At 36.3% G+C, this 4,047-nt stretch carries 4 protein-coding genes; 2 read left to right on the top strand and 2 right to left on the bottom strand.

Annotated elements, in window-relative coordinates; genetic code table 11:
* Window positions 1-151: helix-turn-helix domain-containing protein (locus FTV38_RS16800; protein WP_180022996.1), on the top strand; the 151-nt coding region annotated here is incomplete at its 5' end.
* A 196-nt stretch (window positions 152-347) separates the two neighbouring features.
* The gene (locus FTV38_RS16805; protein ID WP_168406833.1) at window positions 348-824 is read left to right on the top strand and encodes a spore coat U domain-containing protein; all 477 of its coding nucleotides are present in this window, start codon (window positions 348-350) and stop codon (window positions 822-824) included.
* On the opposite strand, the gene FTV38_RS16810 is transcribed toward FTV38_RS16805, so the two are convergent.
* Both FTV38_RS16810 and FTV38_RS16815 read right to left on the bottom strand, forming a co-directional pair.
* Window positions 821-1,810 carry a spore coat protein U domain-containing protein gene (locus tag FTV38_RS16810; RefSeq protein ID WP_180022997.1) on the bottom strand — a complete coding sequence of 330 codons (990 nt, stop codon included), beginning with the start codon at window positions 1,808-1,810 and terminating at the stop codon, window positions 821-823. The genes FTV38_RS16805 and FTV38_RS16810 overlap by 4 nt on opposite strands.
* Window positions 1,801-4,047: fimbria/pilus outer membrane usher protein (locus FTV38_RS16815; RefSeq protein ID WP_180022998.1), on the bottom strand; the 2,247-nt coding region annotated here is incomplete at its 5' end. The genes FTV38_RS16815 and FTV38_RS16810, both read right to left, overlap by 10 nt.

Here is a 4,047-nt window from a genome sequence, read left to right on the forward strand (position 1 = left end):
GGGTTACAAGCCAACAGGTAAGAAAGCCAATGAGGCTAAGCACAAACGAATAAAGGAATTGCTAGTAGCTGGCAATATGACTAAGGAAGAAATTGCCAAAGCAGTGAATTGTGGAGTTGCAACTGTCTATCGAGTTGCTAAAGTTATTTAAAAAAAACTTATAATGCCCTGAAGAGGATACTTATACCCTTCCGCAGTAGGGTTACTTTATATAAGAAATTTTTAGGGTAAATATGGAAATAACTCTGATATTTTAAATTTGAAAGTTATGATTTAGATGTTTTATATGGAGCTCTTATACCTTATATTATTGCAAGTAAGGAAAGTAAGATATTGAAGGAAAGGTTATGAGAAAAATGAAGTACTTTTTAAGTTTCATTATCTTATTTTCTACAATTGCTTATACCCAAAAAAATGAAAATTCATCTGAATTTGTTGTCCAACTTACCGTAACAGAACATTGTGAGATCCAGAGTACTCAGACTCAATCTATTGATTTTGGATCTATTCAACGATCAACAAATCATGTAACTAGCTCAGGAAGTTTGAATGTTAGTTGTAGTCAAAATACTCCATACTCGATTGCTTTAAACAGCGATAAGACTTTAAAGAATACACAAGACAATTCTATCCAGGTTCCGTATCAGCTCTATCAGGATGCTGGATTTAAAACTGTTTGGGGAAGCTCTTCTCAAGAAAATTTTGCAAGTACGGGAACTGGTACGGATCAGAACTTCAAAATCTGGGCAAAAATTAATGAAGGCGCCACGAATGTTCCTGCGGGTGTATATAATGATATTGTGGTTGCTACGATTACATATTAATACGTTAAAGTGACCGTCACAGTATCACTATAGTTTCCTGCACTTTTGAGAGGCTGTTGGGGGACATGTCCGTAAACAGAGATTGATTGCTGCCCATTTGTTCCTACACCTTGCGACCTGTTATTAGAACTATCCCATTTTTGAGTTAAGTTACTGTTTAAGTATAAATCATAATTTATATAATCCTTGCCATTAAACATTCTTCTCTGATTATTCAGAGCATATTTGCCATTATTTAATCCTACTCGCCAAGTAGTGCGTGAAGGGCATTGCAGAGAAATTTGACCACTTGTATATAAGTCTCTGTTCAAATTATCAATTTGACCAAAATCCAAATCTGTTGTTGAGAGTAATGCACAAACATTCTCATATTCTGCAAAAACACTCATATTGGCCGTATCCGAATATCTTAAATTACTAGCGTTATAGCCGTTAGGATAGTTCTCATTTCTTTCAAAATCATAAAGGATTTCAAGCGATAAAGTAGAGGATCTGTAATTACCAGCAGCCCCTGTCTGTCCTGGATAAAAAAGACCATAAACTGGGATCACTTCAGTCAATTGCTTACCACCCGTAATTGTATAGTCTCTACAACCCATAGCAGTTAATTGATCACGCGATTGGATTAAATGAGTAAAACCGGGGTCATAAAAAAGATTATATTTCAAAGATTGAAGTAGGTTCGGTATGCCTAAAATATTAGTATAAATATAACGGGTTGTATCATTATAAAGCCAACTTGTAGCGGTCAAACACACACGTATATTTGTTTTCATTATGGAACGTGGATCACAACGAAGAGTAATATTGGTAGAAGTCGTACTTAATGCAGGACTCACCTCACCAAAATCAAGCGAGGTAGAAGAAATACTGCATTTAGCAGCCTGACTTTCACCTGTAATCATCAAACCTAAAAATAGACCTGACATTAAAGTTAAATTTTTGCTTGATAAAAAAGGAGATTTTTTTTTGCTCATTATTCGCATAGCAAGTCTCCTAAATCAATTAAACCTTTCTGGGTATCTAAACCATTTATCTCAAAGCTACACATTTTGTCTTTTTGCTCTACAAAGAATTTAGTTACTTTAGGGTTTTCCATATAGATCATACCATCATGTGCAACCACAGTAAGAGGCTCTGGTATTGAGGACTTTAAATCTGGACTTGCCCAGACATTCGACCCGGCTTCAATTACGCTTCCATCTTTTTGTTTAATAACTGCTTGAATCGCCTGAATCTGGTAAACAGGAAAATCTATGAAGACTCCACTACCAAACCTTGGTACAGCATTCTTTACTGTTGTTTCAATATAATAGTCAGCAGGTAATTCTAATGCATCGATTGTGATCTTGTTATTTTGGTAAGGATTCAGTGAGGTGACGACCAGTTCTCCGTTTCTATTGGTCTTTCCTACTGATCTATTTTCTAATTTCACTGGTACTTCAGGGATATTAGAGGTTGAAATCAAAGCAAATGAATCAAAAGATCTACGCATTGGGAATAAACTTCGATTCATCATTAACAGGCTTCCACTTAATGTACCGTTGGCTATTCGAGAAGAGCTGTTATCGGTTTTAAATTCCTGTACGCCTAAACTCCACTCCCCATAGTTGTGAATCCGGGCAAGTTGAGTCTGGATATTTCGATTATCCTGAGCCGTATCTACCTGTACTTGCCATCCCCACCCACCAACATCACGAGAGACGGACTGACGCGCATTAAAAGACAGCTTCTCTTGTTCCTGATCTTGCTGATAGGATAAGTTGACGGTTCGTCTCTTTTCTAATGGAACATTCAAGCTCAAATAATATCTGGTATCTGATCCATTTAAATCATGATTTGCGCTTAAGTTGAGATAATAATTGTTAGGGAATGAATAAGACCAATTAAATGTTAAAAACTCGTTAGTTGAATCCCAATCTTGTTCTTGATAAATATAACTTGCCCCGAACTGGCCTAACCTATTATTCGTACCTAGAAAAAATTGATCAGATCGCTGAGGAAATGCTAAACCATTTAGGTGCGCGATATCGTAATATTCGCCTGACTGCCGAGCCGTATTATAAGAGATAGTTAAGTACCTAGAATTCCAGTTATATCCTAATTGATAAATAGCTCCGGTTAATCCCTGATAGTCACTAAAAGAATATGCTGCATTTAACAGACCTGCGCGGTTTCCTAGTCTTTGGATAAATCCTGCTCCTCCCAAGTACAGATCAGGCGCTAACTCCAAATGTGTCTCTACAGTTAAATCTTGTGTTAAACCATACCGATAACTGGTATTAGTAACCAGATCCTTATCATATTTGAAGGAACGTTCCCCATATGCTAAACGTGTATAACCTAGGTTAAATGACCAGTCACTCAAATCTTCCTTTAGCAGTTGATTAGTTCCATATAAAGAAAAATTAAGAACTCTTTGTTGGCCATTGATATCAGTCACAACTACTTGAGCTTGTCCAACTCCAGTAATAATAGGGATCGCTTCAATTTCAAATTGACCAGGTATGATTTGCTGAGTTGTTTGCTTTAGCCCATTAATAAACAAATCTACTGTGGATGGTAAACTTACTTCACCTTTAAATGATTCCAAGGGAGTCGTGATTTGATAGGGTTGAAGAGCAAAATTTTTAGAAAGACTTACTCCGCTAATGCGGGTAGACCTACTCCAGCTCAATGGTTTGGACTGATCATCACCCACTCTGATAGTAAGCATTTTTTCAGGTAAATCACGCTGCCAATAAGTATCTAGAATTAAAGCATTTAATTCGGAATCTTCATCTGTTTTGGTATAGCTATAATTTGAGGATAAATTTAAGATTCCTCCCTCTCCTAAGCCAAATACACGAAACTCATGGGTTCCACTTAAATTGAAATAATCTTCGGAATACTGGCTATAGAAATCGTAATTAAACAAAGCGCCTGGTCGCTCTTGAGCTGGGTCAAGTTTGACAGGTTCAATAATAGTATATGCAGGATAATAGGAAGTTCGTTTAAGTGCTTTAATATCTACATCAAGGTAAATTTTCTGGTTGGAATTATCGTATTTATATTTGACTGAAGGTATGTCTTCTAAAAGATAGTAGCCTGCAGGATTAGTTTGCAGATCAGCAGGTAAAGTTAATTTAAGGTCTTGTAAAGTTTCTGTAGATATATAAAGCTGATCGCCTTGTTGGAGAAAATGGCCTAAAATATTTGAGTTAGATTGATTTAAAATAACATC

The organism is Acinetobacter sp. YH16044, from assembly GCF_013417145.1.
GTDB classification, from domain to species: Bacteria; Pseudomonadota; Gammaproteobacteria; order Pseudomonadales; family Moraxellaceae; genus Acinetobacter; species Acinetobacter amyesii.

What these genes read in the sequence shown, in the direction of transcription:
- FTV38_RS16805 (WP_168406833.1), top strand. Translation starts at nt 348, where the DNA reads ATGAGAAAAATGAAGTACTTTTTAAGTTTCATTATCTTATTTTCTACA.
- FTV38_RS16810 (WP_180022997.1), bottom strand. Translation starts at nt 1,810, where the DNA reads ATGCGAATAATGAGCAAAAAAAAATCTCCTTTTTTATCAAGCAAAAAT.